The organism is Actibacterium sp. MT2.3-13A, assembly GCF_018139985.1.
GTDB lineage: Bacteria > Pseudomonadota > Alphaproteobacteria > Rhodobacterales > Rhodobacteraceae > JAGSOU01.
The window spans coordinates 114,178-140,575 of sequence record NZ_JAGSOU010000006.1 but is presented as its reverse complement, the minus strand read 5'-3'; the positions used below and the strand labels follow the sequence as shown (position 1 = coordinate 140,575).

Annotated in this window: 31 protein-coding genes; 17 read left to right on the top strand and 14 right to left on the bottom strand. The window is 67.9% G+C overall.

The features are described 5' to 3' along the window. Positions 1-20 precede the first annotated feature (20 nt). Positions 21-356, top strand: coding sequence for a hypothetical protein (locus KCI33_RS07690; RefSeq protein ID WP_212524186.1), 336 nt, complete (start codon positions 21-23; stop codon positions 354-356). After that, entirely contained in the window at positions 343-1,338 is a 996-nt protein-coding gene (locus tag KCI33_RS07685) for a fatty acid desaturase (RefSeq protein ID WP_212524185.1), read from the top strand. The genes KCI33_RS07690 and KCI33_RS07685 overlap by 14 nt, the downstream gene beginning before the upstream one ends. A gap of 344 nt (positions 1,339-1,682) precedes the next feature. On the opposite strand, the gene KCI33_RS07680 is transcribed toward KCI33_RS07685, so the two are convergent. Together KCI33_RS07680 and KCI33_RS07675 are read right to left on the bottom strand one after the other, a co-directional pair. Next, positions 1,683-3,005: an MFS transporter gene (locus KCI33_RS07680; RefSeq protein ID WP_212524184.1), complete on the bottom strand. Its 1,323-nt coding sequence runs from the start codon at positions 3,003-3,005 to the stop codon at positions 1,683-1,685. Positions 3,006-3,013: 8 nt separating this feature from the next. Continuing rightward, a complete protein-coding gene (locus KCI33_RS07675; protein WP_212524183.1) occupies positions 3,014-3,271 on the bottom strand; it encodes a metal-sensing transcriptional repressor in 258 nt (85 codons plus the stop codon). Positions 3,272-3,524: 253 nt separating this feature from the next. On the opposite strand from KCI33_RS07675, the gene arsB reads away from it, so the two are divergent. The 4 genes from arsB (at position 3,525) to KCI33_RS07655 (ending at position 7,711) form a co-directional block, all read left to right on the top strand. Further along, positions 3,525-4,544, top strand: coding sequence for an ACR3 family arsenite efflux transporter (gene arsB / locus KCI33_RS07670; RefSeq protein ID WP_349252190.1), 1,020 nt, complete (start codon positions 3,525-3,527; stop codon positions 4,542-4,544). Positions 4,545-4,714: 170 nt separating this feature from the next. Beyond that, a complete protein-coding gene (locus KCI33_RS07665; RefSeq protein ID WP_212524181.1) occupies positions 4,715-5,056 on the top strand; it encodes a metalloregulator ArsR/SmtB family transcription factor in 342 nt (113 codons plus the stop codon). 49 nt (positions 5,057-5,105) lie between these two features. Beyond that, positions 5,106-6,443 (top strand): NAD(P)-binding protein, encoded by a 1,338-nt coding sequence (locus tag KCI33_RS07660; RefSeq protein ID WP_212524180.1) that lies wholly within the window; start codon positions 5,106-5,108, stop codon positions 6,441-6,443. Positions 6,444-6,520: 77 nt separating this feature from the next. Then, the gene (locus KCI33_RS07655) at positions 6,521-7,711 is read left to right on the top strand and encodes an MFS transporter (RefSeq protein ID WP_212524179.1); all 1,191 of its coding nucleotides are present in this window, start codon (positions 6,521-6,523) and stop codon (positions 7,709-7,711) included. Between the two features lie 42 nt (positions 7,712-7,753). Here the strand turns inward: KCI33_RS07655 and KCI33_RS07650 are convergent, their stop codons facing one another. Further along, positions 7,754-7,981 (bottom strand): DUF1150 family protein, encoded by a 228-nt coding sequence (locus KCI33_RS07650; RefSeq protein WP_212524178.1) that lies wholly within the window; start codon positions 7,979-7,981, stop codon positions 7,754-7,756. Between the two features lie 16 nt (positions 7,982-7,997). Then, complete coding sequence (locus KCI33_RS07645; RefSeq protein ID WP_212524177.1) at positions 7,998-8,411, bottom strand: Hsp20 family protein; 414 nt, start codon at positions 8,409-8,411, stop codon at positions 7,998-8,000. 174 nt (positions 8,412-8,585) lie between these two features. On the opposite strand from KCI33_RS07645, the gene KCI33_RS07640 reads away from it, so the two are divergent. The 4 genes from KCI33_RS07640 to KCI33_RS07625 are packed head-to-tail and all read left to right on the top strand — an operon-like array spanning position 8,586 to position 10,875. Continuing rightward, on the top strand, positions 8,586-8,807 hold the full coding sequence (locus tag KCI33_RS07640) for a YdcH family protein (RefSeq protein ID WP_212524176.1): 222 nt from the start codon (positions 8,586-8,588) through the stop codon (positions 8,805-8,807). A 52-nt stretch (positions 8,808-8,859) separates the two neighbouring features. After that, positions 8,860-9,348, top strand: a complete 489-nt coding sequence (gene purE / locus KCI33_RS07635) for a 5-(carboxyamino)imidazole ribonucleotide mutase (RefSeq protein WP_212524175.1) — start codon at positions 8,860-8,862, stop codon at positions 9,346-9,348. After that, on the top strand, positions 9,341-10,420 hold the full coding sequence (locus tag KCI33_RS07630) for a 5-(carboxyamino)imidazole ribonucleotide synthase (protein ID WP_212524174.1): 1,080 nt from the start codon (positions 9,341-9,343) through the stop codon (positions 10,418-10,420). The genes purE and KCI33_RS07630 overlap by 8 nt, the downstream gene beginning before the upstream one ends. A gap of 5 nt (positions 10,421-10,425) precedes the next feature. Further along, a complete protein-coding gene (locus KCI33_RS07625; RefSeq protein ID WP_212524173.1) occupies positions 10,426-10,875 on the top strand; it encodes an NUDIX hydrolase in 450 nt (149 codons plus the stop codon). Here KCI33_RS07625 and KCI33_RS07620 read toward each other — a convergent pair. The 6 genes from KCI33_RS07620 to KCI33_RS07595 form a co-directional block, all read right to left on the bottom strand. Then, positions 10,845-11,693, bottom strand: coding sequence for a DMT family transporter (locus tag KCI33_RS07620; protein WP_249138964.1), 849 nt, complete (start codon positions 11,691-11,693; stop codon positions 10,845-10,847). The two genes, KCI33_RS07625 and KCI33_RS07620, sit on opposite strands and share 31 nt — an antisense overlap. A gap of 66 nt (positions 11,694-11,759) precedes the next feature. Next, positions 11,760-12,896, bottom strand: a complete 1,137-nt coding sequence (locus KCI33_RS07615) for an alpha-D-ribose 1-methylphosphonate 5-triphosphate diphosphatase (RefSeq protein ID WP_212524172.1) — start codon at positions 12,894-12,896, stop codon at positions 11,760-11,762. Between the two features lie 47 nt (positions 12,897-12,943). Further along, entirely contained in the window at positions 12,944-14,059 is a 1,116-nt protein-coding gene (locus tag KCI33_RS07610; RefSeq protein ID WP_212524171.1) for a hypothetical protein, read from the bottom strand. Between the two features lie 119 nt (positions 14,060-14,178). After that, on the bottom strand, positions 14,179-15,825 hold the full coding sequence (gene groL, locus KCI33_RS07605; RefSeq protein WP_212524170.1) for a chaperonin GroEL: 1,647 nt from the start codon (positions 15,823-15,825) through the stop codon (positions 14,179-14,181). Between the two features lie 48 nt (positions 15,826-15,873). After that, the gene (locus tag KCI33_RS07600) at positions 15,874-16,161 is read right to left on the bottom strand and encodes a co-chaperone GroES (RefSeq protein ID WP_212524169.1); all 288 of its coding nucleotides are present in this window, start codon (positions 16,159-16,161) and stop codon (positions 15,874-15,876) included. 129 nt (positions 16,162-16,290) lie between these two features. After that, positions 16,291-16,971, bottom strand: coding sequence for a DUF2161 family putative PD-(D/E)XK-type phosphodiesterase (locus KCI33_RS07595; RefSeq protein WP_212524168.1), 681 nt, complete (start codon positions 16,969-16,971; stop codon positions 16,291-16,293). A 151-nt stretch (positions 16,972-17,122) separates the two neighbouring features. On the opposite strand from KCI33_RS07595, the gene KCI33_RS07590 reads away from it, so the two are divergent. From KCI33_RS07590 to KCI33_RS07565, 6 genes are all read left to right on the top strand, one after another. After that, on the top strand, positions 17,123-18,043 hold the full coding sequence (locus KCI33_RS07590) for a manganese-dependent inorganic pyrophosphatase (protein ID WP_212524167.1): 921 nt from the start codon (positions 17,123-17,125) through the stop codon (positions 18,041-18,043). 288 nt (positions 18,044-18,331) lie between these two features. Continuing rightward, positions 18,332-19,201: a TIGR01459 family HAD-type hydrolase gene (locus tag KCI33_RS07585; RefSeq protein ID WP_212524166.1), complete on the top strand. Its 870-nt coding sequence runs from the start codon at positions 18,332-18,334 to the stop codon at positions 19,199-19,201. Between the two features lie 150 nt (positions 19,202-19,351). Continuing rightward, positions 19,352-19,795 carry a MaoC family dehydratase gene (locus KCI33_RS07580; protein WP_212524236.1) on the top strand — a complete coding sequence of 148 codons (444 nt, stop codon included), beginning with the start codon at positions 19,352-19,354 and terminating at the stop codon, positions 19,793-19,795. 30 nt (positions 19,796-19,825) lie between these two features. Further along, positions 19,826-20,764, top strand: coding sequence for a bifunctional riboflavin kinase/FAD synthetase (locus tag KCI33_RS07575; RefSeq protein WP_212524165.1), 939 nt, complete (start codon positions 19,826-19,828; stop codon positions 20,762-20,764). Between the two features lie 41 nt (positions 20,765-20,805). Further along, complete coding sequence (locus KCI33_RS07570) at positions 20,806-21,276, top strand: YcgN family cysteine cluster protein (protein WP_212524164.1); 471 nt, start codon at positions 20,806-20,808, stop codon at positions 21,274-21,276. A gap of 3 nt (positions 21,277-21,279) precedes the next feature. After that, entirely contained in the window at positions 21,280-22,329 is a 1,050-nt protein-coding gene (locus KCI33_RS07565) for a beta-eliminating lyase-related protein (RefSeq protein ID WP_212524163.1), read from the top strand. Here the strand turns inward: KCI33_RS07565 and KCI33_RS07560 are convergent. Beyond that, positions 22,326-22,922, bottom strand: coding sequence for a 2-hydroxychromene-2-carboxylate isomerase (locus KCI33_RS07560; protein WP_212524162.1), 597 nt, complete (start codon positions 22,920-22,922; stop codon positions 22,326-22,328). The two genes, KCI33_RS07565 and KCI33_RS07560, sit on opposite strands and share 4 nt — an antisense overlap. Before the next feature lie 107 nt (positions 22,923-23,029). Between KCI33_RS07560 and KCI33_RS07555 the strand changes: the two genes are divergently transcribed. Continuing rightward, positions 23,030-24,052, top strand: coding sequence for a ribose-phosphate pyrophosphokinase (locus KCI33_RS07555; RefSeq protein ID WP_212524161.1), 1,023 nt, complete (start codon positions 23,030-23,032; stop codon positions 24,050-24,052). Between the two features lie 6 nt (positions 24,053-24,058). Here KCI33_RS07555 and KCI33_RS07550 read toward each other — a convergent pair whose 3' ends face one another. From KCI33_RS07550 to atpD, 3 genes are all read right to left on the bottom strand, one after another. Continuing rightward, a complete protein-coding gene (locus tag KCI33_RS07550) occupies positions 24,059-24,409 on the bottom strand; it encodes an H-type lectin domain-containing protein (protein ID WP_212524160.1) in 351 nt (116 codons plus the stop codon). Positions 24,410-24,530: 121 nt separating this feature from the next. Beyond that, entirely contained in the window at positions 24,531-24,950 is a 420-nt protein-coding gene (locus KCI33_RS07545; RefSeq protein ID WP_212524159.1) for a F0F1 ATP synthase subunit epsilon, read from the bottom strand. A 9-nt stretch (positions 24,951-24,959) separates the two neighbouring features. After that, positions 24,960-26,384 carry a F0F1 ATP synthase subunit beta gene (gene atpD, locus KCI33_RS07540; protein WP_212524158.1) on the bottom strand — a complete coding sequence of 475 codons (1,425 nt, stop codon included), beginning with the start codon at positions 26,382-26,384 and terminating at the stop codon, positions 24,960-24,962. Positions 26,385-26,398: the final 14 nt, after the last annotated feature.

Genomic DNA, 26,398 nt, shown 5'->3' with positions numbered 1-26,398 from the left:
ACCTTCAAGGAGATCTAGAGATGGCGAAACTCACGAAAAACACGTTGTTCAAGACCGACAGGCCCCGCGCGGAAACACTTATCGACCGGACCACGCGCGCCGCGAGGGAGATCCTCGAAGACCAAGCGGAACAGCGCGAACTCAAGACCGCGCGCCTTCGCAAGGCGCGGCTCGAGAGAGAGGCCTGCACGCCAGGCAACGCGCCCGGGGCAACCTCCAAAGGGGCGCGCAAGAAATCTCGATCCAGCTTGGCCAAGAAAGCTGAAGGGCCGGGCGGAACAACCACGGCAGGCACCTCGACAGCAGGCGGTGCCTCAGTCAACCCAAAGGAAAAATCGCCCTTTGCAGCCCTATGAATGGACCCGTATCCTCGCCCAATACCGCGAGCCGATCCTCTCGCGTAGCATTTTCGAACTGACCGTGACACTGGTGCCCTTTGTGGCCATCTGGGGCTTGGCCTGGTGGGCGCTGTCGATTAGCCCCTTTCTGGCGATGGCCCTGGCATTGGTGAATGCGTCCTTTCTGGTGCGCCTGTTCATGATCCAGCACGATTGCGGCCATGGCGCGTTCTTCAAGAACCGCCGCCTTGGGGACTGGATCGGCCGCGTGCTGGGTGTCCTGACGCTGACGCCCTATGACGTCTGGCGCAAAAATCACTCGATTCACCATGCCACGACCGGCAACCTCGACCGGCGCGGCACCGGCGACCTGCCGACACTGACGGTCCGGGAATACCGGGAAAGGAGCTGGACCGGCCGGGCCTTGTATCGCCTGGTCCGCAACCCGTTCTTCCTGTTCGGCATTGTCCCATTTTACATGTTTTTTCTGCAGAACCGGCTTCCGGTCGGCCAAATGCGGGCGGGCTCGCGCTATTGGTTCAGCGCACTGGCGACCAACGCCGCGATCGCGGCCGCGCTTGGCGCGATCGGCTGGCTGGGCGGTCTGGATGTGCTGCTGTTCGTGTTCCTGCCGACGGCGCTCCTGGGAGCGGTCACCGGGGTATGGTTTTTCTACGTCCAGCATCAGTTCGAAGACACTGTCTGGGATCATGAGGAACACTGGAACGTGCAGGAGGCTGCCCTCAAGGGGAGTTCGTATTACGATCTGCCAGGCATTCTGCGATGGATCACCGCGAATATCGGCATACACCATGTGCATCACCTGGCCTGCCGCATCCCCTTTTATCGCCTGAGCGAGGTGGTCCGGGACCATGACATCCTCGCGCGATCCACACGCCTCACGATACGGGAAAGTTTCCGCTGTGCGCGGCTTCACCTTTGGGACGAGAACAGCCGCAAACTGTTGTCGTTTTCGGATGCACGGGCTCTTCCCAAGTAAGACTTGGCGAAATCCGCGTCTCAAGGCGGAGCGCGGTCATTTGCAGCTGGGGACCGCGTAAGAATGGCGCAATCACTGGCACCCGGTGACCTGCTCCCCCTGGGAGTCGTCGTTTATCGGTTAGCCCTGTTCAGGGTGTTCTCCTTTCTCGACCGTTGGTGACACTCTCCCGGGGGTGAGCCAGTCGCACCCCGCACGCAGCGACACTGGCGCCATGTCCAGAACACCCGGCAAGGGCGCCCGGCACGTTCTGGTTGCGCTGTTCCACCAGCGCGTCCCCAAGAAACAGGGGGCACGCGGCGGCGTGATCCGCCTCCGCCTGTCCCCCGCCGGCCAGCTGCGCCTCAGCGCAGCCCCGGGCTCGGCGCGGGCCAGCGGCGGTGCAGGTCGTCGATCACGATCGCATGCGAATGATCCCGCCCGCCATGTTCCTTCAGATGCGGGTGATCGGGCGGCAGGTCGGGATGCGCGTGCGGCAGTTCCGCGGGCGCGTTCGCCGGCCAGAGCCGGCTGGCGGCAACGATGCCCAACGCCGCGAGCGCCGCCATGACGAGGAAGGTGGTGTCGAGCCCGAAAGCGGCGCCGAACCGTCCGGCTAGCGGATAGGTCAGCAGCCAGCAGGCATGGCTCAGCGCGAATTGCGCGGCGAAGATCGCCGGGCGGTCCTCGGGCTGGGCCGAGCGCCGCAGCAGTCGGCCGGTGGGCGTCTGCGTCAGGCTGTAGCCGAAACCAAGCACGAGCCAGAGGGCCATCAGCGCCGGCAGAGAATCCGGCAGCGGACCGATCAGCGTGCCGGCGGCCAGCAGCACGGCGCCTGTCATCATGGCGGCGCGGTCGGGGATGCGGGCCAGCAGCCGCGGCAGGATCAGCGCGGCGGCCATCGACCCGCCGCCGAAAGCCGCGAGCGCCAGCGCCACCTGCGGCGCGCCCAGCCCGAGGCGCGCCTGCACGATCACCACCGTGTTGACGACGACCATCGCGCCGGCCGCCGCGACAGCAAGATTGAGGGCGAGCAGCCCCCTCAGCCGCGGGGTGGCGAGGTAGATGCGGAGGCCACGCGTCGTGCGGTCCCCGATAGCGCGCGGCGCGGCGGGCTTCGGCGAGGGCAGCGCCACCGTCAGCACCAGGGCCGCCGAGGCCAGGAACCCGATGACGGTGCCGCCGAAGAGGACCGGAAAACTCACCACCGTCAGCAGCGCCGCCGCAAGCATCGGCGACAGCAGGTTCTCCAGGTCGTAGGCAAGCCGCGAGAGCGACAGCGCGCGGGTGTAGTCCCCCTCGTCGGGCAGGACGTCGGGGATCGTGGCCTGAAAGGCCGGGGTGAAGCCCGCCGAGGCGGCCTGAAGCAGGAAGATCAGCACATAGACCTGCCAGACCTCGGCCACGAAGGGCAGCGCAAGCGCGACCGTCGCCCGGATCAGGTCGAGCGCGACCAGCATCGCGCGGCGCGGCACCCGGTCGGACACCGCCGAGGCAACGGGCGCGAGCGTGACATAGGCCACCATCTTGATGGCGAGCGCGGTGCCCAGCACCAGCCCCGCATCCTCCTCCGCGATCTGCCAGGCCAGCAGGCCGAGCGCCACAGTGGCCAGCCCGGTGCCGATCAATGCGATCACCTGCGCGGCGAAGAGGTGGCGATAGGTGCGGTTGGCGAGAACGCCCAGCATGGGTCCCCTCAGAGAAGCTTCGCCATCGCACGCGGCGCGGCGCGATCGTCCTCGCCGCCGCGCCCGAGGCAATGGTCGATATGATCGTGGATCAGCGTCCGCTTGGCGGCCGCGGCCGCCCGCTCGACCGCCTGAGGATGCACCGCGATAGAGGCGCAGGGCTTGCCGCCTTCGATCATCTCGATGACATGGCGCAGGTGCCCGTCGGCGCGTTTCAGGCGCCGGACGAGCTCGGGCCGGGCTGCGTGCAGATGCGGTTCCGTCATGGACGCCATGTATCTCCCCACCGGGGGGATCTGGCAAGGCCGCGCAGGCGCGGCGGGCCACCCTGCCCCAGCGCGCCGGGGTGTCAGGGTGGCCAGACAGGCGGCGGCGCGAGCCGAAAGACCCGGCATCCATCCGTCACGGGGACGGGAAATACGATGTTCGGCCGGATAGGGGCTTGCCTCCATCCGCCGATGCCGGATCATGCGCGACCAAGGAAATCTGACTGAAAATCCGGTAACAAGGGGCATACAGGTGTCAATCTTCGAGCGTTTTCTTTCGATTTGGGTCGGGCTTGCCATTCTTGCCGGCCTGACCCTTGGGGCGGCCCTGCCCGGCCTCTTTCACGGCCTCGCCGCGCTGGAATACGCCAGCGTCAATCTCGTCGTCGCCGTTCTGATCTGGGCGATGGTCTATCCGATGATGGTCGCGGTCGATTTTTCCAGTCTCGGTGACGTCGGCCAGCGCCCCAGGGGGCTGATCATCACATTGGTGGTGAACTGGCTGATCAAGCCTTTCACGATGGCCGCGCTCGGCATCCTTTTCTTCCATCATGTGTTCGCCGGATTCATCGCGCCGGACCGGGGCACCGAATATGTCGCGGGGCTGATCCTGCTGGGGGCCGCGCCCTGCACCGCGATGGTCTTCGTCTGGTCGCATCTGACCAGGGGCGACCCGAACTACACGCTGGTTCAGGTGTCGTTGAACGACCTGATCATGGTTTTCGCCTTCGCCCCGATCGTGGCCTTCCTGCTCGGGGTGACCGAGGTTGCGGTGCCCTGGGATACGCTGCTGCTGTCGGTGGGGCTTTACGTCGCGATCCCGCTTCTGGCCGGGGCGCTAACGCGGCGGCGGCTGGCGGCGCGCGGCGGCGAAGCCGCGGTGGCGGGGTTCACGGCGCGCCTCAAGCCGGCGTCGGTGGTGGGGCTGCTGCTGACCGTCGTGCTGCTGTTCGGCTTTCAGGGGCCGGTCATCCTTGCCCAGCCCTTTCTGATCGTGCTTCTGGCGACGCCAATCGTGATCCAGTCCTACAGCATTTTCGCAATCGCCTACGGCTGGGCCTGGGTCTGGCGCGTGCCGCATCCGGTTGCCGCCCCTTGCGCCCTGATCGGCACCTCGAACTTCTTCGAACTGGCGGTGGCGGTTGCCATCGGCCTGTTCGGGCTCGACTCCGGCGCGGCGCTCGTCACTGTCGTCGGCGTTCTGGTCGAGGTGCCCGTCATGTTGTCGCTTGTCGCCTTAGCAAACCGGACCAGGGGGCGTTTCCCGCAGTGAACGCGCGCCGGAGCTGCGGCGTGCCGGGTGTCGTCAGAAAGCAAACAGAGATCTGCAGCGCCCCTTCCCGGCGCGGTTGAAGCGACAGGGGCTTCAGAAAGCCAGGCCATATTTCGACTATTGTCGAAATATGTGTTGACTCGGCTGGCCTGCGCGCCCATCCTACTTCCATGAATATCGAAATAGCATCCCGTCAACTTGAAGCCATCGGCAACGCCACCCGTTTGACCATCTACCGCACCCTTGTCCGCGCCGGGCGAAACGGGCTGGCCGTCGGTCAGTTGCAGGAGCGGCTGGGCATGCCGGCCTCGACCCTGTCGCATCACCTGAAGCGGCTGGTGGACACCGGACTTGTCCGGCAGGAACGGGCCGGGACCAGCCTGATCTGCCATGCCGAATACCCGGCGATGCAGGCCCTGCTGGGGTTCCTGGCTGACGAATGCTGCGCCGACGAAAGCGCATGCAGCGCCGGCGACGCGGCAGAGGCGGGGTCTCCGGACGGTGCCGCCTAAGAATTGCGGCCTTTATTTCGAAATTACCGGAAAGATGGAAGGAAAAGACATGACCCTGAAATCCCCCCTCCCTGTCGCCGTCATCGGGGCAGGCCCCGTGGGCCTTGCCGCCGCGGCCCGGCTGCTTGAGCGCGATGTGACGCCGCTGATCTTCGAGCGCGGCGCCCGGGCCGGCGCGACAATCGCCGAATGGGCACATGTGCGTGTGTTCTCACCCTGGGAATTCAATGTCGATGGCGCCGCGCGCAGGCTGCTCGAAGCGGGCGGCTGGCAGATGCCCGACCCCGAACACCTGCCCACCGGTGGCGACCTGATCCGGGATTACCTCGCCCCCCTGGCAGCCCATCCCGCGATCGCGCCGCATCTGCGTCTGAATTCCGAAGTAACCGCGATCACCCGGCAGGACCGCTCCAAGCTGACCTCGGAGGGCCGCGATGACGCGCCCTTCGTGATCGTCTGGCGCGATGGCGAGGGCGCGCGGCACCGGACGCTTGCCCGCGCCGTGATCGACGCCTCGGGGACCTGGGTGCGTCCCAACCCGATCGGGCGCGACGGCCTCCCGGTCGAGGGCGAGGTGGAGAACGCAGAGCGCATCGCCTACGGCATCCCCGACGTGCTCGGCTCCGAGCGGGCGAAGTATGAAGGGCAGCATACGCTGGTGATCGGCGCCGGTCATTCGGCCATCAATGCCGCGCTCGACCTGATCGAGTTGCAGGATCAGGCACCCGACACGCGGATCACATGGGCGACCCGCTCGGGCGGCATCGACCGTCTGGTGGGGGGCGGGCTCAACGATGCGCTACCGGGCCGGGGCCTGCTGGGCCTGCGCGCGGCCGAGGCGCTGCGCGACGGGCGCGCGACCCTGCTGTCGCCCTTGGCCGTTCGCCGTCTGTCGGCGCATGGCGCCGCGCTGCGGGTCGAGGGTAAGGCGGCCGGCGCGGACAGGCGCTTCGACGTCGACCGGATCATCGTGGCCACGGGGTTCCGGCCCGACCTGACGATGCTGTCGGAACTGCGGCTGCGGCTCGACCCGGTCGTCGAAACCACCCCCAAGCTTGCCCCGCTGATCGACCCCAACCTGCATTCCTGCGGCACGGTCCGCCCGCATGGCGTGACGGAACTCGCCCACCCGGAAAAGGAATTCTTCATCGTCGGGATGAAAAGCTATGGCCGGGCGCCCACCTTCCTGATGGCGACCGGATATGAGCAGGTCCGCTCGGTCGTGGCCGAACTGGCCGGCGATCCGGCCGCGGCGCGCGAGGTGCGGCTGGAATTGCCCGAGACCGGCGTTTGCCGGACCGGGGCGTCACAGCCGGCGGCGGCGGGAAGCACCTGCTGTGGCGAACCGCGCCAGGGCCAGATCGAGCGCGCCGCCTGCTGCGCATGACGCGGACAGGCGCAGGCCGTGGCCAAAGCAAGCGGCAGATGCGACACTGAATTGGCTATCGAAGGCACGACACGCTGATGATCCTTTCCGAACGCATGCGGGTGATCTCCGCCCTTGGCATCGTCATGATCCTGACCTGGGGCAGCACCTTTTACCTGCTCGCCGTGCTGTCCGGCCCAATCCTGGCCGAGACCGGCTGGACCGCGGGAGAGGTCACCGCGGGCGTGTCGCTGGGCCTGCTGGTGTCGGGGCTCGCGGCCGGCCGGATCGGCCGCCTGATCCAGCGCGAGGGCGGGCGGCGCGTGCTGGTCGCGGGCATGTTGCTGATCGCCGCCGGATTGATTCTGTTGGGGCTTTCCCGGTCATTGCCGGTGTATATGGCGGCCTGGGGCCTGCTCGGCCTCGGAATGGCGGCCGGGCTGTACGATGCCGCGTTCTCGACGCTGGGGCGGATCTACGGGCGGCACGCCCGGTCGGCGATCACGGCCCTGACGCTCTGGGGTGGGTTCGCCAGCACCGTCTGCTGGCCGATCTCGGCCTTTCTGGTCGAGGCTGCCGGATGGCGCGCCACATGTTTCGCCTATGCGGCGCTGCATCTGACGGTCACCCTGCCGCTGTGCTGGTTCGCCCTGCCGCGGGTTCCGCCGGTGCCGGCCGGGGCGCAACCGGACGGGGACGCGCCGTCCCGGCCGCCGCGCGCCTTCGACATCCGGTTCTGGTGCATCGCGGTCGCCGGGGCGACGCTGGCGATGATCGCCTCGATCTGGTCGGTCCATCTGATCACCATCCTGACGGCGCGGGGTTACGCGCTGGCCGCGGCGGTGGCCCTTGGCACGCTGATCGGCCCCGCCCAGGTGGCGGCCCGGGTGATCGAGATGCTGGGCCGCGGCCGGCACCATCCGATCTGGACCATGATGGCGGCGGCATCGCTGGTTCTGCTCGGGTTCCTGGGGTTGACGCTCGGCAGCCCGGCCGGCGCGGCGCTGGTGGCCTATGGCGCGGGGAACGGGCTGTGGTCGATCGCACGCGGCGCGTTGCCGCTCGCCGTCTTCGACCCGGAGGATTACGCCTGGATCATGGGCCACCTCGCCAGACCGATGCTGATGGCCTCGGCCGCGGCGCCCATGCTGGGGGCGATGCTGATACAGGGCTACGGCCCGCGCGCGACCCTCACGGCGCTGACGCTCGGCGCGCTGGTGCCCCTGGCGGCGGCAATCGTTCTCGCCATTGACCTCGCCCGGCGGAACCGCGACCCGGCGCTTCGCTGAACCTGAGGCCCAAGGGCCCCAGGTCGAGCACCGGCGAAAGGCTCAGTGCACGCTTACCGGCGCGAGGTCGTTCTGGCGGGCCAGCACGAAGGCCAGCTTGCGGTCGCGCACCAGCGCCAGCCGCTCGCCGCTGGAATCATGCACGGCGTAAAGCCGCTCGATCCCCGCTGTCTGACGCCGCAGTTCCTCCGGCAGATCCTCGGGCTTTACCGGGCGGACATAGACGATCTTGTCCTCGCCGCCGGGCAGGAAATCGTATTTCGTGTTCATCGCGTCTCCCTCTCGTTCAGGCCCGCCGGATCTCGATGCGCTGGACCACGGCATCGGGCAGCGCGCGTTCCAGGTCGATATGCAGCAGTCCGTTCTCCATCTCGGCGCCGGCCACCTCCACGCCGTCGGCCAGCACGAAGCTGCGCTGGAACTGCCGCGCGGCAATGCCGCGGTGCAGGAACACGCGTTCGTCGCTGTCGTCGCGCTGGCGGCCGCGGATCACCAGCTGGCGGTCCTCGACGGTGATCGAGAGGTCCTCCTCGCGGAAGCCCGCCACGGCAAGCGTGATCCGATAGCCCCGTTCGCTGGTCTGTTCGATATTGAAGGGCGGATAGCCCTCGTTGCCGGACTTGGCCGTCCGTTCCACGAGGCGCTCAAGCTGCTCGAATCCAAGTAGAAAGGGATGCGAGCCGAGGGTCAGTTTCGTCATGTCTCAAGTCCTTGCGTCAAGCGACCTGTCAGCGTCCGGCCCCTTGGAACAGGCGGCCTGCCGAAAATATGGGGCGCGGGGATGCGACCCGCAAGGGCGCCGCTTCCCGCAAGCCCCCAAGAAGGCTATGTTAACGGTCTGCCCAGTTGGTGCCGACTCACTCAGGGAATGCCGATGAACATCCCAAGCGAAATGAACAGCGAAGAGGTCCTGCGCGTGAAGCTCGAGGTGCTGCGCCGCGAGCACCGCGACCTCGACGATGCCATCCGCGCGCTGGAGGCCCAGGGCGGCGTCGCCTGCCAGTTCACCGTGAAACGGTTGAAAAAGCAGAAACTGTCTCTGAAGGACCAGATCGCCCTGATCGAAGACCTCCTGACCCCCGATATCATTGCGTAAGCGGGCCATCCGGCTATAGTGCCGCCTCCGAAAGCGAGAGGCGGGAGCAGCGATGAGCGACGTGAAAGTGGGCATCATCATGGGCAGCCAGTCCGACTGGCCGACCATGAAGGGGGCAGCCGAAATCCTGGATGAGTTGGGCGTGGCCTACGAGGCGAAGATCGTCTCGGCCCACCGCACCCCCGACCGCCTGTGGACCTACGGCAAGACCGCCGTCGAACGCGGGCTGCAGGTGATCATCGCCGGCGCCGGCGGGGCGGCCCACCTGCCCGGCATGATGGCCAGCAAGACCCGCGTGCCGGTGATCGGTGTGCCGGTGCAGACGCGCGCGCTGTCGGGGGTCGATTCGCTCTATTCCATCGTGCAGATGCCCAAGGGGTTCCCGGTCGCCACCATGGCCATCGGGGCTGCGGGCGCGGCCAATGCCGGGCTGATGGCCGCCGGCATCCTGGCGCTGAACGACGCCGTGCTGGCCGGCCGGCTGGACGCCTGGCGCGCGGCGTTGTCGGCCTCGATCCCGGAGGAGCCCTGCGATGAGTGACGTTCTGCAAGCCGGCGCGGTGATCGGCATCCTGGGCGGCGGCCAGCTGGGCCGGATGCTGTCGATGGCCGCGGCGCGGCTGGGCTTCCGCTGCCATATCTTCGAGCCCGGCGCCAACCCGCCCGCCGGCCATGTCGCCGACAGCGTGACCACCGCTTCCTACGAGGACGCCGAGGCGCTGCGCGCCTTCGCCGCCGGGGTGGACGTGATCACCTACGAGTTCGAGAACATCCCCACCTCGGCGCTGGACCTGCTGGAGCAGCATTGCCCGATCCGCCCCAACCGCCGCGCGCTGGCCGTCAGCCAGGACCGGCTGGTGGAAAAGGCGTTCCTGTCCGATCTGGGGCTCGCCACCGCGCCCTTCGCCGCCGTGGACGACGCCGAGGATCTGGCCGAGGCGATCGAGGAGATCGGCACGCCCGCCATCCTCAAGACCCGCCGCTTCGGCTATGACGGCAAGGGCCAGGCGCGGATCATGGTGCCCGCCGACGCCGCGCAGGCCCTGGCCGAGATGGCCGGCGCCCCGGCGATCCTGGAGGGTTTCATCGAGTTCAGCCACGAGATCTCTGTCATCGCCGCGCGTGGGCTGAGCGGCGAGATCGCCTGTTTCGACCCCGGCGAGAACGTCCACAAGGACGGCATCCTGCACACCACCACCGTCCCCGCCCGGCTGACCGCCGCGCAGCGCACCGACGCCGTGCTTCTGGCCGGCAAGATCCTGAACGCGCTCGATTATGTCGGCGTGATGGGGGTGGAGCTGTTCGTCACCGCGCAGGGCCTGCTGGTCAACGAGATCGCGCCTCGGGTGCACAACTCCGGCCACTGGACGCAGGACGGCTGCATGATCGACCAGTTCGAGCAGCATATCCGCGCCGTGGCGGGCTGGCCGCTGGGCGACGGGCAACGGCACTCGGACATGGAGATGCTGAACCTGATCGGTGATGACGTGGCGCAGGTGCCGGAGCTGGCCAGGGACAGCGCCAACGCCATCCACCTCTATGGCAAGGCCGAGGTGAAGGCCGGGCGCAAGATGGGCCATGTGAACCGCCGCCTCGGCCCGGCGGCGGGCTGACGGCGATGCCGCGCCGCAGCCCGCGCCTGGCCGCGCGCGCGGTGATCCTGCACCAGGCGCGGCTGCTGCTGGTCAACGCCTATCCCGACGGGATGAGCGACCTGTGGTGCGTGCCCGGCGGCGGGGTCGAGCGCGGCATGTCCCTGCCCGAGAACCTGGCGCGCGAGGTGCACGAGGAAACCGGACTGGAGATCGCCGTGGGCGATCCCTGCCTGGTGAACGAGTTCCACGATCCCGCCTCGGGCTTTCACCAGGTGGACATCTATTTCCGCTGCACGGTGCGGCACGGCGCGCTGGACCCGGCCTGGCGCGACCCCGAGGGCATCGTCAGCCGCCGCCGCTGGTTCTCCCGCGAAGAGATGGCCGGCATCCGCTACAAGCCCGACAGCCTGCCCCAGGCCGCCTGGGACGAGGGCCGCATCCTCTACGACCCGCTGGAGCCGATCGTGCGCTGACGCGGGCGCACCACCCCCAGCGCGACGCCCCCCAGCACCAGCCCCGCGGCCAGCAGCGCGCGCAGACGCAGCGGCTCTCCCAGCAGCAGCACGCCGGCCGCCACCGCCAGCACCGGCGCCGACAGCTGCGCCACCGCCGCGACCGAGACCCCCAGCCGCGGCAGCAGGCTGTACCACATCGCATAGCCCAGCCCCGAGGTGACCGCGCCCGAGATCACCGCCAGCAGGATGCCGGGTGCGCTCGCCTGCGTGGCGTCGGGCAGCGCCAGCGCCAGCGCCACCGCCGCCGGCAGCGCGTAGAGGAAATTCGCGCCCGTGGCGTGCAGCGGGTCGGCCACGGCACGCCCGACCAGCGAATAGACGCCCCAACTCGCCGCCGCGAAGGCCATCAAGGCCGCGCCAAGCGCCGGCGGCGCGCCCGCGCCCGCCGGCCAGAGCAGCAGCACCAGCCCGCCGAAGGCCAGCCCCGCCCCCGCCCAGCGGCGCGGCGGCAGGGCCTCCCCCGCCGCCAGGACACCAAGGAACATGGTCATCTGCACGCCGCCGAACAGGATCAGCGCACCCAGTCCGGCATCAAGCGCGACATAGGCGTAGGAAAAGCCCAGCATATAGCCCGCAAGCCCGGCCACGGCGCCCAGATTGGGCGCACCGGGGCGCGGCAGGCGGCGGTCGCGCAGTGCCAGCAGCAGCCCCAGCATCACCGCCCCCGAGGCCAGCCGCAGAGCGGCAAAGCTGCCCGGCCCGATCGCCCCCTCGGCCAACGCGGCGCGGTTGAGGATCGAGTTCGCGGCAAAGGCCACCATGGTCAGGGCTGTCATCAGGAACAGGCGCATGCGCCACGCTACACGCGCCTGCATCCGGGCGCCAGACAGGGCGGCGCGCAATCAGTGCAAAAAACGCTCGGCCACCGTGCCGGCAAGATAGGCGATGCGCCCGCCGCTGATGGTGGCGCCGACCCGGCCGCTGTCGCGCTCCAGCACCACCAGGTCCGCGCGTTTGCCCGGCTCCAGCGTGCCCCGATCCGTCAGCCCCAGCAGCCGCGCCGGGCGACTGGAGACCAGCGCCCAGGCATCGGCCAGCCCGGCCGCGCCGGCCAGCGCCAGCGCCGCCTGGCGTGGCGCGGGATAGTGGTAATCGGAGACCAGCGCATCGCAGCAGCCCTGCGTCACCAGATCCGCCGCGCTGACCTTGCCCGAATGCGAGCCGCCGCGCACCACGTTGGGCGCGCCCAGGATCACCGGATCGCCCGCCGCCCGCGCCGCCTGCGCGGCCTCGCGGGTCTCGGGGAATTCGGAGATGGTCGCCCCGATCGCCCGGTAGAAGGCGCGGGTCTCGGGCGTTGCATCGTCATGGCTACCCATCGCCACGCCGCGCGCGGCCAGCCGCCCGGCGAGGTCCGACAGCGCCTGCGGAACCTCGGCGCCGCGGGCGTGGAGGCGTTCCAGAACCGCCAGATGGGCCTCGGGGCTGCGGCCGCTTTTCAGGGCCTGGCCGGTCAGGCGCGGCGGGCGCTTGCCCTCGGCCAGCGCCTTGTGCGGCAGATGATCGTTGAACACGACATAGCCGATGCCGGCGCCCTCGATCAGCGCCTCGGCGCGGGGATAGTCATCGAGCAGGTGGGTCTCCAGCCGCAACTGAAGCCGCATGTCACACAGCAGCCGCGACCCCGCGGCGGCCAGCGCCCCGGCCAGCCCTTCGGCGAAATCCGGGCCGCGCATGCCCGCTTCCCAGCTGAAGAATTGCGCCAAGACGGCGGTTGTGATGCCATTGGCGGCCAGTTCCGCATCCAGCGCCGCCAGCCCCTCGCCCAGATCGCGCATCGCGCCGCGCCGCGGGGCGAGATGGCGCTCGAACCCGTCGCCATGCATATCGACGATTCCGGGCAGCACCAGACAACCCGACAGGTCCACCGCGCGGCCCGCGGGCGTCGGTGCGATGCGTCCACCCTCGATGGCCAGCTTCGCGCCGATCAGTCCGCCCGGCATCAGGATATCGGCGTTGGTCAGGGTCAGGCTCAGCATCGCGCGGTTCTGCCACGGCGCCCGGAGGAAGGAAAGCCCAAGGAGGATCAGTTGCTGAAGAAGGCCGGGCGGAGCCAGCGCAGGATCAGCCCGCCCGCCCCGGCCAGCGCCAGCGCGAAGACGAACAGCCAGCCCAGCAACGGCACCAGCCCGATCAGCCCGGCGGCAAGCGCGCCCAGCGCGCCCGCCAGCGCGCGGTCGGCCAGGCTGTCCGGCTCGGCCCGGCCGGCGGCCATCATCAGCCCGACGCCGAAGGCGTAGACGGCGATGAAATAGCCCGCCACGCCAAGCAGAACCGCCAGCAGCAGCACAGCCGAACTCAGCACCATGCCGATCAGGGTCATGGCCAGCAGCACGGCCGCACCGGTCATGGTCGACAGGCCGAGAAAGCCGAACCACAGCGCGCGCCAGGGCGCCGCCAGCAGCCGCCGCCGCATGCCGGCCAGGGGGCCGGGCAGCACCGCCGCGATCAGCGCCACCAGCGCCGCCGTGACCACCACGCCCACCAGGGCGCGCCAGATCACCTGCCCCCAGCTGATCGCGCCCATCGGCGGCATCTCGCGCTGCCAGCCCGCCATCTCGCGCCGCGTGATGCGATCCTCGGGGAGGACATGCGCCGGCACCTCGATCTTTTCCGGCGCGTCGCTCACCAGCGTCAGGGCCCCTCCGATCCGCGCCTCCGGCCCGAACTCGACCTGCCGCCCGGACAGGTAAACATCGCCGCTGATGACGCTTTCCAACCGAACGATGTCGCCCGCCAGAAGGGCCGTCCCCGCGACCGGGCCGGCGATCGTCAGGTTCGCGCCCGAGGCCCGCAGGTCTTCGCCGACCGCATCGCGGATTTCCACCGAATAGCCCGACACGGTGGCATCTCCGCCCAGCGCGCCGCGCATAACGACATCCATGCCGGCGGCGTAGAGGTCGCCGCCGATGCTCTGGCCGATCTCCACCCGTCGGCCCGCGAGATGGGCCGAGCCGGAAATCGGGGCCGCGACGCGGACGGTTTCGCCGGCCATGAACAGATCGTCGGCCCCGTCGCCGCTGTGGACGACCGTCGATCCGGCGATGAAGGCGTCATTGCCAATGCGGAAGGTTTCGGCCTCTTCGGCCTGGGCGATGGCGGGCAGGATGGAAAGGAAGAAAGCAAGAAATATGCGGGTCATGGAAACGATCCCCCGTCGCTGAGACGGAGCCATGATAGCGCCAATTCCCGCCGCCGCCCATAGGGCGAAAAAAAGGGCCCGCCGAAGCGGGCCCTTTCCCAAGATCGTCGCGGGGGCGATTACATCATGCCGCCCATGCCGCCCATGCCGCCCATGTCGGGCATGCCGCCGCCGGCGCCCTTCGGCTCGGGCTTGTCGGCGACCATCGCCTCGGTGGTGATCAGCAGGCCGGCCACCGATGCGGCGTCTTCCAGCGCGGTGCGGGTCACCTTGGCCGGATCGATCACGCCGAACTTGAACATGTCGCCATATTCCTCAGTCTGAGCGTTGAAGCCGAAGTTGACGTCGTTGCTTTCGCGGACCTTGCCGGCCACGACGGCGCCGTCGACACCGGCGTTCTCGGCGATCTGGCGCAGCGGAGCCTCCAGCGCGCGGCGCACGATGGCGATACCAGCGTCCTGATCGGGGTTGGCGCCTTTCAGGCCTTCCAGCGACTTGCCGGCCTGAACCAGAGCGACACCGCCGCCCACGATCACGCCTTCCTGCACGGCTGCGCGGGTGGCGTTCAGGGCGTCATCGACGCGGTCCTTGCGCTCTTTCACCTCGACCTCGGTCATGCCGCCGACGCGGATGACGGCCACACCGCCGGCGAGCTTCGCCACGCGTTCCTGCAGCTTCTCGCGGTCGTAGTCCGAGGTGGTTTCCTCGATCTGGGTGCGGATCTGGGAGACGCGCGCCTCGATCTCGGCCTTCTCGCCGGCTCCGTCGACGATGGTGGTCTCGTCCTTGGAGATCTGGACCTTCTTGGCGGTGCCCAGCATGTCCATGGTGACATTCTCGAGCTTCATGCCCAGGTCTTCCGAGATCACCTGGCCGCCGGTCAGGATGGCGAGATCCTGCAGCATGGCCTTGCGGCGATCACCGAAGCCCGGCGCCTTGACGGCGGCGATCTTCAGACCGCCACGCAGCTTGTTGACCACCAGGGTGGCCAGCGCCTCGCCTTCCACGTCCTCGGCGATGATCAGCAGCGGCTTCTGCGACTGGATCACGGCCTCGAGCAGCGGCACCATCGGCTGCAGCGACGAGAGTTTCTTCTCGTGCAGCAGGATCAGGCAGTCGTCGAGTTCGGCGATCATCTTGTCGGGGTTGGTCACGAAGTAAGGCGACAGGTAGCCGCGGTCGAACTGCATGCCTTCGACGACCTCGACCTCGGTGTCCATGCCCTTGTTCTCTTCGACGGTGATGACACCCTCGTTGCCGACCTTCTGCATCGCGTCAGCGATGAAGCGGCCGATCTGGGCTTCGCCGTTGGCCGAGATGGTGCCGACCTGCGCGACCTCGTCGCTGTCGGTCACGTCGCGGGCGGCGGCCTTGATGGCCTCGACGACCTTGTCGGTGGCCAGGTCGATGCCGCGCTTGAGGTCCATCGGGTTCAGGCCGGCAGCAACCTGCTTGAGGCCTTCCTTGACGATGGCCTGGGCCAGAACGGTGGCGGTGGTGGTGCCGTCGCCGGCCTCGTCATTGGTGCGCGAGGCGACTTCTTTCACCATCTGCGCGCCCATGTTCTCGAACTTGTCCTCGAGTTCGATTTCCTTGGCGACCGACACACCGTCCTTGGTGATGCGGGGCGCGCCGAAGGATTTCTCGATCACGACGTTACGGCCTTTCGGGCCCAGGGTGACCTTCACCGCGTCGGCGAGGATGTTCACGCCTCTCAGCATGCGATTGCGGGCATCGGTGTCGAACTTGACGTCCTTAGCAGCCATTTTGCTTGCTCCTGAATCTTCTGTGTCTGGAAAGGGATTGCGACCGGCTTAGGCGATGATGCCCAGGATGTCGCTTTCCTTCATGATCAACAGCTCTTTGCCGTCGACGGTGACCTCGGTGCCCGACCATTTGCCGAACAGGATCTTGTCGCCTTCCTTGACGTCCATCGCGATGCGCGCACCGCTTTCGTCCTTGGCGCCGGCACCCACGGCAACAACGATGCCTTCGGCGGGCTTTTCTTTGGCGCTGTCGGGGATGATCAGACCACCGGCGGTTTTCTCGTCGCTTTCAACGCGTTCGACCAGAACCCGGTCGTGCAGCGGAGTAAATGCCATTTCGGAACGCTCCTTCGTTCGAGGTTTTGCGTGACTGTTAGCACTCACCTACATCGAGTGCTAATGTGCCGTAGCTAGGCAAGCCTGCCCGGGCTGTCAACTGCCCGTCCGGCAAAATTTTCACGATCCTCAGAGCCCGCGCAGGACCTCGGCATACTGGCCCAGCGCCGCGCGCCCGGCCGGGGTCAGGTCGTAGATGCCGGTGGCGACGCGCGCGAACCAGCCATAGTGATCGTCGGCCATGATCCGGGTCGCGCGCGGCACACCGGCGGCGGCGGCGACCGCCGCCCCTTTCGTTGGCCCCGCCTGCCCCAGATGCGCCGCGCAGCGCAGGGCGTCCTGCCGGTAGGCGGTGACCAGCCGCGCCCGCGAGGCGCCGCCCGTGTTGGGGTCGCCCGCCCGGCGCGCGAATTCGCGCAAAAGCCGCGCGCGTTTCGGAGTCGAAATGCGCGGGCGATAGGGGCCGGGGTCGAGATGCGGCTCGACGAAGCCGTCGCGCAGCCGCACCGTCAGCAGGCCCAACCCCAGCCGCCGGCACAGCGCCAGGTTCGCCGCCAGCGCCTTGTCGAAGCGCCGCCCCGCCCCGCGCGGCACCGCCAGGTAGACGCAATCGCTCAGCGCCTGCCGCTCGACCCCCTGGTGCACCAAGGCCAGCGAGAAGGCGGTCTTGAGCTCGACGATCACCGGCTCCTCCCCGTCCCGGCAGGCCACCAGGTCGGCGGCGCCGATCTCGGCTTTCACCTCGTAGCCCTGCCCCTCGAGGAAGGTCTTGATCGGCGGATAAAGGTCGGTCTCTTTCAGCGTGGCCATGCCCCACTTTTCCCTGCCCGGCGGCCGGACGCAAGCCGGGTGATGCTGCATTGCAGCAACGCCTTGCCGGCAAGGCCAGTGCCCGCGTGACAAGCGCCCCCCGCGCGCCTATAAGGGCCGCGATTTACGCAGCTTGAGACGGAATATCCCCATGACCATCAAAGTATTCGGCCACAAATCCCCCGACACCGATTCCACCGGCTCGCCGCTGATCTGGGCCTGGTACCTGTCCGAGATCAAGGGCACCCCCGCCGAGGCCAAGCTGCTGGGCGAGCCCAACACCGAAGCCAAGTTCGTGCTGGAGCGCTGGGGCTTCGAGCAGCCCGCGATCATCGCCGATGTCAGCGCCGGGGATGACGTGGTGATCGTGGACACCAACAACGTCGCCGAACTGCCCGCCTCGATCAACGAGGCCAATGTCCAGGCGGTGATCGACCACCACCTGCTGCAGGGCGGCCTGAAGACCAAATCCCCGATCGAGATCACCATCCGCCCGGTCGCCTGCACCGCCACCATCATGTATGACCTGATGGGCGACGATGCCGCGAAAATGCCGGAAGCCATCAAGGGCGCGATGCTGAGCTGCATCCTGTCCGACACGCTGGAATTCCGCTCGCCCACCACCACCGACGTTGACCGCGCCGTGTCCGAGAAGCTGGCCGGCGAGCTGGGCGTCAGCATCCCCGACTACGCCGCCGAGATGTTCGCGGCGAAATCCGACGTCTCGGCCTTCTCGGACGCCGAACTGCTGCGGATGGATTCGAAGGAATACGAGGTCGACGGCACCAAGTTCCGCGTCAGCGTTCTGGAGACTACCTCGCCCGCGACGGTGCTGTCGCGCAAGGACAGCCTGATGGACAGCATGATCACCGTCGCCGAGGAAGACGGCGTCGATCAGGTGCTGCTTTTCGTCGTCGACATCCTGAACGAGGAATCGACCCTGCTGGTGCCGAACGAGCTGGTCAAGGACGTGGCCACCAAGTCCTTCGGCGCCGATGTGACTGGCGACACGGTGGTCCTGCCCGGCGTCGTCAGCCGGAAAAAGCAGATCATCCCGAACCTCAAGGTCTGATCCCCCACGCCGGAAATGTTGAGAAAGGCGCCCGCCGGGGCGCCTTTTTTGTTGGCCATCCCCATCCGGTATCCGAGCGGGGAAACGAGCGCGGCGCCCGACCCTGGCTGGGCGCGAATGGCGCCCTCTCGGGGAGAGGGTCAGGCGCTGCCGGGGCTGGCGCCCGGGCGGCAGGCGCCGGGCCGCCGCCCCCCGCTTGGCCTCACCCCAGTCGCGCCCCGGCGCCGTTGCACGCCTTCCGAAGGAAGTGTTATGTGCCGGTGACAGCCGCCCGGAGGACCCTTTCCCATGACCCGCATCATCGACTCCCTCGCCGAGGTCTCCTCGCAATACGATGCGCTGTTCGTCGATCTGTGGGGCTGCGTGCACAACGGCCACACCGCCTACGCCGAGGCGGTGGCCGCGCTGCAGGACTACCGCCGCGCCGGCGGCATCGTGGTGCTGCTGACCAACGCGCCACGCCACCGCGCCAGCGTGGCGCGGCAGCTCGAAAAGCTGGGCGTGCCGCAGGACAGCTACGACACCATCACCACCTCCGGCGACAGCGCGCGCGCCGCGATGTATCAGGGCGCGGTCGGGCGGAAGGTCTATTTCATCGGCCAGCCCCACGACCTGAGCTTCTTCGACCCGCTGCATATCATCAAGAACCCGGTGGAGATCACCCGCGTGCCGCTGGACGAGGCCGAGGGCATCGTCTGCACCGGCCCCTTCGACCCGAACGCCGACCCGGCGGTGATGCGGCCCGAATTCCTGCTGGCCAAGCAAAAGGGGCTGAAGCTGCTCTGCGCCAACCCCGATATCGTCGTGGACCGCGGCGAGACGCGGGAATGGTGCGCCGGCGCGCTGGCCAAGCTCTACGCCGACATGGGCGGCGAATCGCTCTATTTCGGCAAGCCGCACCCGCCGATCTACGATCTCGCCCGCCGCCGGCTGGCCGAGATCGCCAAGGTCTCGGACGACAACATCCTGTGCATCGGCGACGGGCTGCACACCGATGTGGCAGGCGCCCTCGGCGAGGAGCTGGACGTGCTGTTCATCACCGGCGGGCTGTCGGCCGCCGAGACCCGCACCACCCGCCAGCCCGACCCGGAGGCGCTTGCCGAGCTTCTGGCGGAGGAGAAGCTCTCTCCGACCTACGCGATCGGCTTCCTGCGTTGAGCCCTCTCGAAAATTCTCATCGCAACAAAATTGCGCCACATTGACCTCATTGGGTCCCAAAATTGCTTTCACAATTGAACCGCCCCGCCCGTTCCCCTATGCTGCACCGCAACATCACGCCGAGGGGACGCCATGACGAAGGGGGAGCCCATGCTGGACAACATGCCTCGCGGAACGATCTGCATCGAGGATATCGAGATCGGAATGCGCCGCCATATCCGCAAGCGGATCACCGACCGCGACATCGAACTTTTCGCCGAGGTCTCCACCGACCGCAACCCGGTGCACCTGGACGAGTCCTACGCGCAGGACACGATCTTCGAGGGGCGCATCGCGCATGGCATGCTGACCGCGGGGCTGATCTCGGCGGTGATCGGCGAACAACTTCCGGGCCACGGCACGATCTACATGAAGCAGTCGCTGACCTTCCTCGCCCCCGTGCGTCCCGGCGACGTGGTCTTCGCCGAGGTGGTGGTCAAGGATATCGAACACGCCAAACGCCGGGTCGCCCTTGATTGTCACTGTCTGGTGGGCGATACGGTCGTCCTGAAGGGCGAGGCGCTGGTTCTGGCGCCCAGCCGCAAGTTTGACTGACGGTGCCGGGCCCCGGCACGCCGGGAGCCGATGAAGACCTACACCAAATGGACGGACCTGCCCCCCGAGGATCGCGGCGCCAGCGCCGCGATCGGCAATTTCGACGGGGTGCACCGCGGCCACCAGGCGGTGATCGACATCGCCCGCGAACAGGCCGGAAAAGCCGGCGCGCCGCTGGGCATCGTCACCTTCGAGCCGCACCCGCGCGAATTCTTCGCCCCCGACGCGCCGCCCTTTCGGCTGATGAATGCCGAGGCCAAATCGAACCGGCTGGCCAAGCTCGGCGTCGACCACCTCTACCAGTTGCCCTTCGACGCCGAACTCGCCGGGCTCAGCGCCGAGGAGTTCGCCCGCGAGGTCATCGCCGGGGGGCTGGGCCTGAGCCATGTGGTGGTGGGCGCCGACTTCTGCTTCGGCAAGGGGCGCAAGGGCACCGCGCAGGACCTGGCGCGTTTCGGCCGCGAGATGGGCTTCGGCGTGACGCTGGCCAAGCTGCTGGAGCATAACAGCGGCGCGGTGTCCTCCACCGCGATCCGCACTGCGCTGAGCGAGGGCCGCCCGCGCGACGCGGCGGCCATGCTGGGCCACTGGCACCGGATCGAAGGCGCGGTTATCGACGGCGACAAGCGCGGCCGAGACCTGGGCTTTCCCACCGCCAACATGTCCATCACCGGGCTGCACCCGCCGCGCTTCGGCATCTATGCGGTGCTGGTCGACGTGCTGTCCGGCCCGCACAAGGGCAGCTATCGCGGCGCCGCCTCGGTGGGGGTGCGCCCGATGTTCGGGCACACCGTGGCCAATTGCGAGACCTACCTGTTCGATTTCGATGGCGATCTCTACGGCACCCACCTGTCCGTCGCCCTGGTCGAGTTCCTGCGCCCGGAGGAAAAGTTCGACAGTCTCGATGCCCTGATCGCCCAGATGGAGGCCGATTGCGCCCGCGCCCGCGCGATCCTCGCCAGGCTCTGATCCCCCTTTCCTTTCCACCGCAAACCGCTAGGCTCCGCCCCATGAAAGACCCCATCCAACGCGACGGGCTGCGCCCCGATTTCTGGGAGCGCGTGCCGCTGAAGAACCTCACCCCAAAGGAGTGGGAGGCGCTGTGCGACGGCTGCGGCAAATGCTGCCTGAACAAGCTCGAGGACGAGGAGACCGGCGAGGTCGTCTTTACCCGCGTCGCCTGCCGCCTGCTGGATGACGAGACCTGCCGCTGCGCCCATTACGAGGTGCGCAAGCAGATCGTGCCCGAATGCGTGGTGCTGACGCCCCGCAACATCGGCGAGATCGCCTATTTCATGCCCGCCACCTGCGCCTATCGGCTGCTGCACGAGGGCAAGCCGCTCTACGACTGGCACCCGCTGATCTCGGGCGATTCGGAAAGCGTGCACAGGGCCGGCCAGTCGGTGCGCGGCTGGACCGTGCCCGAGATGGACGTGCCGGTCGAAGACTGGGAAGACTACCTGATCGAAGAGGAGCTTTGATTCATGTTTTTCGCCTCGGACAATTCCTCGCCCGTGCCGCCGCAGGTGCTGGCGGCACTGACCCGCGCCAACGAGGGCTACGCCATGCCCTATGGCAACGACCCCATCATGGAAGGCGTGCGCGCCCGAATCCGCGAGGTGTTCGAGGCGCCCGAGGCGGCAGTCTATCTGGTGGCGACCGGCACCTCGGCCAACGCGCTGGCGCTGGCCTGCCTCTGCCCGCCCTGGGCCACGGTCTTCTGCCACCGCCACGCCCATATCGAAGAGGATGAATGCGCCGCGCCCGAGTTCTACACCGGCGGCGCCAAGCTGACCCTGCTGGAGGGCGACGACGCCAAGATCGCCCCCGCGCATCTGGAGAAAGCGCTGGCCACGGCCGCCGCCGCCGGGGTGCACAACGTTCAGAAAGGCGCGCTGTCGCTGACCAACGCGACCGAGGCCGGCGCCGTCTACACCGCCGCCGAGGTGGCCGAACTCTGCGCCATCGCCAGGGCCGCCGGTATCCCCTGCCACATGGACGGGGCGCGCTTTGCAAATGCGCTGGTCTCGACCGGCAGCACCCCGGCCGAAATGACCTGGAAGGCAGGCATCGACGTGCTTTCCTTCGGCGGCACCAAGAACGGGCTGTTGGGCGTCGAGGCGGTGGTGATCTTCGATCCCAAGCGGGCTTGGGAGTTCGAACTGCGGCGCAAGCGCGGCGGGCACCTGTTCTCGAAGCACCGCTACCTGTCGGCGCAGATGGCCGCCTATCTGGAAGACGATCTGTGGCTGACGCTGGCCGGTCAGGCCAATGCCGCCGCGCAGCGTCTGTCGCAGGGGCTGCAGGCCGCGGGGGCCAGCCTGATGCACCCGACCCAGGCCAACGCGGTCTTCGCAAGCTGGCCGCGCGCCGGCCACGTCCGGGCGCATGAGGCCGGGGCCGCCTATTACTTCTGGCCATTCAACCAGTCGCTGGAGGGGCCGGGCGAGGAAAACCTGTCCGCCCGGCTGGTCTGCTCCTGGTCCACGACCGAGGCCGACGTGGACCGCTTCCTCGATCTGATCCGAGGCTAGAGCTTGCCCTGGAGGTGCAGGTCCAGATCATCGAGCCGGTCCTGCCCCCAGAATTTCTCCTCGCCCACGATGTAGAAGGGCGCGCCGAACACGCCGCGGCCCACCGCCTCCTCGAGGTTGGCGGCATAGGTCTCCGCGCCCAGCAGCAGCCCGCTGCCGGCAAGCGCCGGATCGAAACCGGCGGCGGCCAGGCAGTCGCGGATCACGGCATCCTCGGCCACGTCCCGTTCCTCGGCCCAGCAGGCGCGCAGGATGCCGTGCACCAGCCCGCCCAGATCGCCCCCGCCGGTCGCCTGCGCCGCGATCACCGCATAGGAGGAGGGCGCCGCGTTGGTCGGGAAATGCGCCGGGCGCAGGTTGATCGGCAGCCCGGTCCGGGCCGATTGGCGGCGCAGTTCCTGCAGCCGGTAACTCTGCCGGCTTTCGTGCCGCTGCGCGGGCGGGGTGCCGCCGGTGCGGGAAAACAGCGCGACAATGTCCAGCGGCTTGTAGGCGATCGTGGCCCCGTTGCGGCGCGCGATTTCCTCCAGCCGCTGCCCCGCGAGGTAGGTATAGGGGGAAATCGTGGAAAAATAGTAGTCGATCTGCGTCATCTCAGGCCCTCCCGCCGCCATGCATGTTTGCAAAACTTGGGCCGGGTGGTAAGCGGTGTCAACGTCACGATTCTGTCATCCAGACCACACTTTGGGGACTTGCTGCCATGCCTTCCGTCACCGAGCCGAAACTGATTTCGGGCAATGCCAACCGCCCGCTGGCCACCGCAATCGCCCGCCGCATGTCCCTGCATCGCGGCGTGAACGTGGGGCTGGTCGATGCCCGGGTCGAACGCTTCAACGACGGGGAGATCTTCGTCGAGGTTTTCGAGAACGTGCGCGGCGAGGATATGTTCATCATCCAGCCGACCTCGAACCCGGCCAACGACAACCTGATGGAGCTGCTGGTCATCGCCGACGCGCTGCGCCGGTCTTCGGCGGCGCGGATCACCGCCGTGATGCCCTATTTCGGCTATGCCCGGCAGGACCGGCGCTCCAAGGCGCGCACGCCGATCACCGCCAAGCTGGTCGCCAACATGCTGACCGAGGCCGGGATCGAGCGGGTCCTGACCCTTGACCTGCACGCCGCCCAGATCCAGGGCTTCTTCGACATCCCCGTGGACAACCTCTATGCCGCGCCGATCTTCGCGCTGGACATCGAGCATCACTTCAAGCGGAACCTCGACAAGATCACGGTGGTCTCGCCCGACGTCGGCGGCGTGGCCCGCGCCCGCGAACTGGCGCAGCGCATCGGCTCGGGACTTGCCATCGTCGACAAGCGCCGCGTGCGCCCCGGCGAGGTGGCCGAGATGACGGTGATCGGCGACGTGAAGGGCCAGACCTGCATCATCGTCGACGACATCTGCGACACCGCCGGCACGCTGTGCAAGGCCGCCGAGGTGCTGATCGAGAACGGCGCCAAGGAGGTGCACTCCTACATCACCCACGGCGTGCTTTCGGGCCCGGCGGTGGAGCGCATCACCAATTCCAAGATGAAATCGCTGGTGATCACCGATTCCATCCGCCCCACCGATGCCGTGAAGGCCGCCAAGAACATCCGCATCGTGCCCACCGCGCCGATGTTCGGGCAGGCGATCATGAATATCTGGCACGGGACCTCGGTCTCGTCGCTGTTCGACCGCGAGACCCTGGCGCCGATCTACGAGGGGCTCTATTCCCCGGGCGCCTGAGGCGCCTCAACTTACCTCCCAGTCATCCGGGTTCGGCAGGGCGCCGATGGCCATCCAGTCGGCCCGGATGCGCGCCACGCGCGTGTCGCCCCAGGTGTTGAACACGATGTGGAACCCTTCGCGTGTGATCGCCTCGGCCCGGATGTCGGCGCGCGCGTTGGTGCCGTGGTCGATATCCCACAGCGACATGCCCACCGTCACCGCCGGCACCGCCCGGAACGGCCGGGAAAACCGCACCTCGTAGCGGATCGCGCGCGGCCCCTCCCCCGTCCACATCACCCCGTCATGCTTGAAATCCTGGAACAGCATGGCCGAGCCCTGGTCGATTCCGATTTCACTGGCGTTCAGATGCAGCATGGTTCCGTCCCGTTGCCCAGACGCATAACAGCGCATTTCGGGCGGCCGGCGCAATGCCAAAGCAAAGGCCCCGGAGAGCATCCGGGGCCTTCGCCTGTTCTTCTGTAACCGGTCCTTCGGTTCAGCCGTTGGGCAGGTTCGGCTCCAGTCCGATATGGCCGCCCATGGCCACCATGTCGGCCAGCAGCTTGGCCGCGGCGTCCACGACGTCCGGGTGGGCCGCCTTGTGCGCCTCGTGCGCCTCGGCCACCATCTCGTCGATCATCGCCTGGGTGACCTCCTCGACGGCGTGGGCGCGTTCGGCCAGGACGGTGGTGCCTTCGCCGGTGATCTCGGCGAAGCCGCCGGTCACCAGATACTTGGTCTCACCTTCCGGGCCGTGCACGGTCAGCACGCCGGGGCGCAGCGTCGTGATGGTCGGCGCATGCGCCGGCATCGCGGTCAGGTCGCCCTCGGCCCCCGGGATCTGGACCGAGGTGGCCTGAACGGAGGCAAGCCGCCGCTCAGGGGACACCAGGTCGAATTGCATGGTCTCAGCCATTTGGCCTCCTTAGGCCGCTTCCGCGGCCATTTTCTCGGCTTTTGCGATCACTTCGTCGATGTCGCCAACCATGTAGAAGGCGGCCTCGGGCAGGTGGTCGTATTCGCCGGCCACGACAGCCTTGAACGAGGCGATGGTCTTCTCCAGCGGAACCTGCACGCCGTCCGAGCCGGTGAACACCTTGGCCACGTCGAAGGGCTGGCTGAGGAAACGCTGGATCTTCCGGGCGCGGGCCACGGTCAGCTTGTCCTCTTCCGACAGTTCGTCCATGCCGAGGATGGCGATGATGTCCTGCAGCGACTTGTAGCGCTGGAGGATCCCCTGCACGTCACGGGCGACCTGGTAGTGCTCGTCGCCGACGATCGCCGGATCGAGGATCCGCGAGGTCGAGTCGAGCGGGTCCACGGCCGGGTAGATGCCCAGCTCCGAGATCGCGCGCGACAGAACGGTGGTGGCGTCGAGGTGCGCGAACGAGGTCGCCGGCGCCGGGTCGGTCAGGTCGTCCGCAGGCACATAGATGGCCTGCACCGAGGTGATCGAGCCGGACTTGGTCGAGGTGATCCGCTCCTGCAGGGCGCCCATGTCGGTGGCCAGCGTCGGCTGATAGCCCACCGCCGAGGGGATACGGCCCAGCAGCGCCGACACTTCCGAACCCGCCTGGGTGAAGCGGAAGATGTTGTCGACGAAGAACAGAACGTCGGTGCCGGACTGGTCGCGGAACTGCTCGGCCAGGGTCAGGCCGGTCAGCGCCACACGGGCACGCGCCCCCGGAGGCTCGTTCATCTGGCCGTAGACCAGAGCCACCTGCGATTCCGACAGGTTGTCGGGCTTGATAACGCCCGATTCGATCATCTCGTGATAGAGGTCGTTGCCCTCGCGGGTCCGTTCCCCGACGCCCGCGAACACCGAGAAGCCCGAGTGCACCTTGGCGATGTTGTTGATCAGTTCCATGATCAGAACGGTCTTGCCCACGCCGGCGCCGCCGAACAGGCCGATCTTGCCGCCCTTCGAGTAGGGCGCCAGCAGGTCGATGACCTTGATGCCGGTGACGAGGATCTCCGACTCGGTCGACTGCTCGGCGAATTCCGGCGCTTCCTGGTGGATGGCGCGGGTCTCGTCGGCGTTGACCGGGCCCTTTTCGTCGACGGGCTCGCCCACGACGTTCAGGATGCGGCCCAGGGTGGCGTTGCCCACGGGAATGGTGATCGGGCCGCCGGTGTCCGCCACCGCCTGGCCGCGGACCAGACCTTCGGTCGCGTCCATCGCGATGGTGCGGACGGTGTTCTCGCCCAGGTGCTGCGCAACTTCCAGAACCAGCTTCTTGCCGTTGTTGTCGGTGGTCAGCGCGTTCAGGATCGCCGGCAGCTGATCCTCGAACTGCACGTCCACAACGGCGCCAATCACCTGAGTGATCTTGCCTTTTGCGTTTGCCATATCGTTTCTCCGGT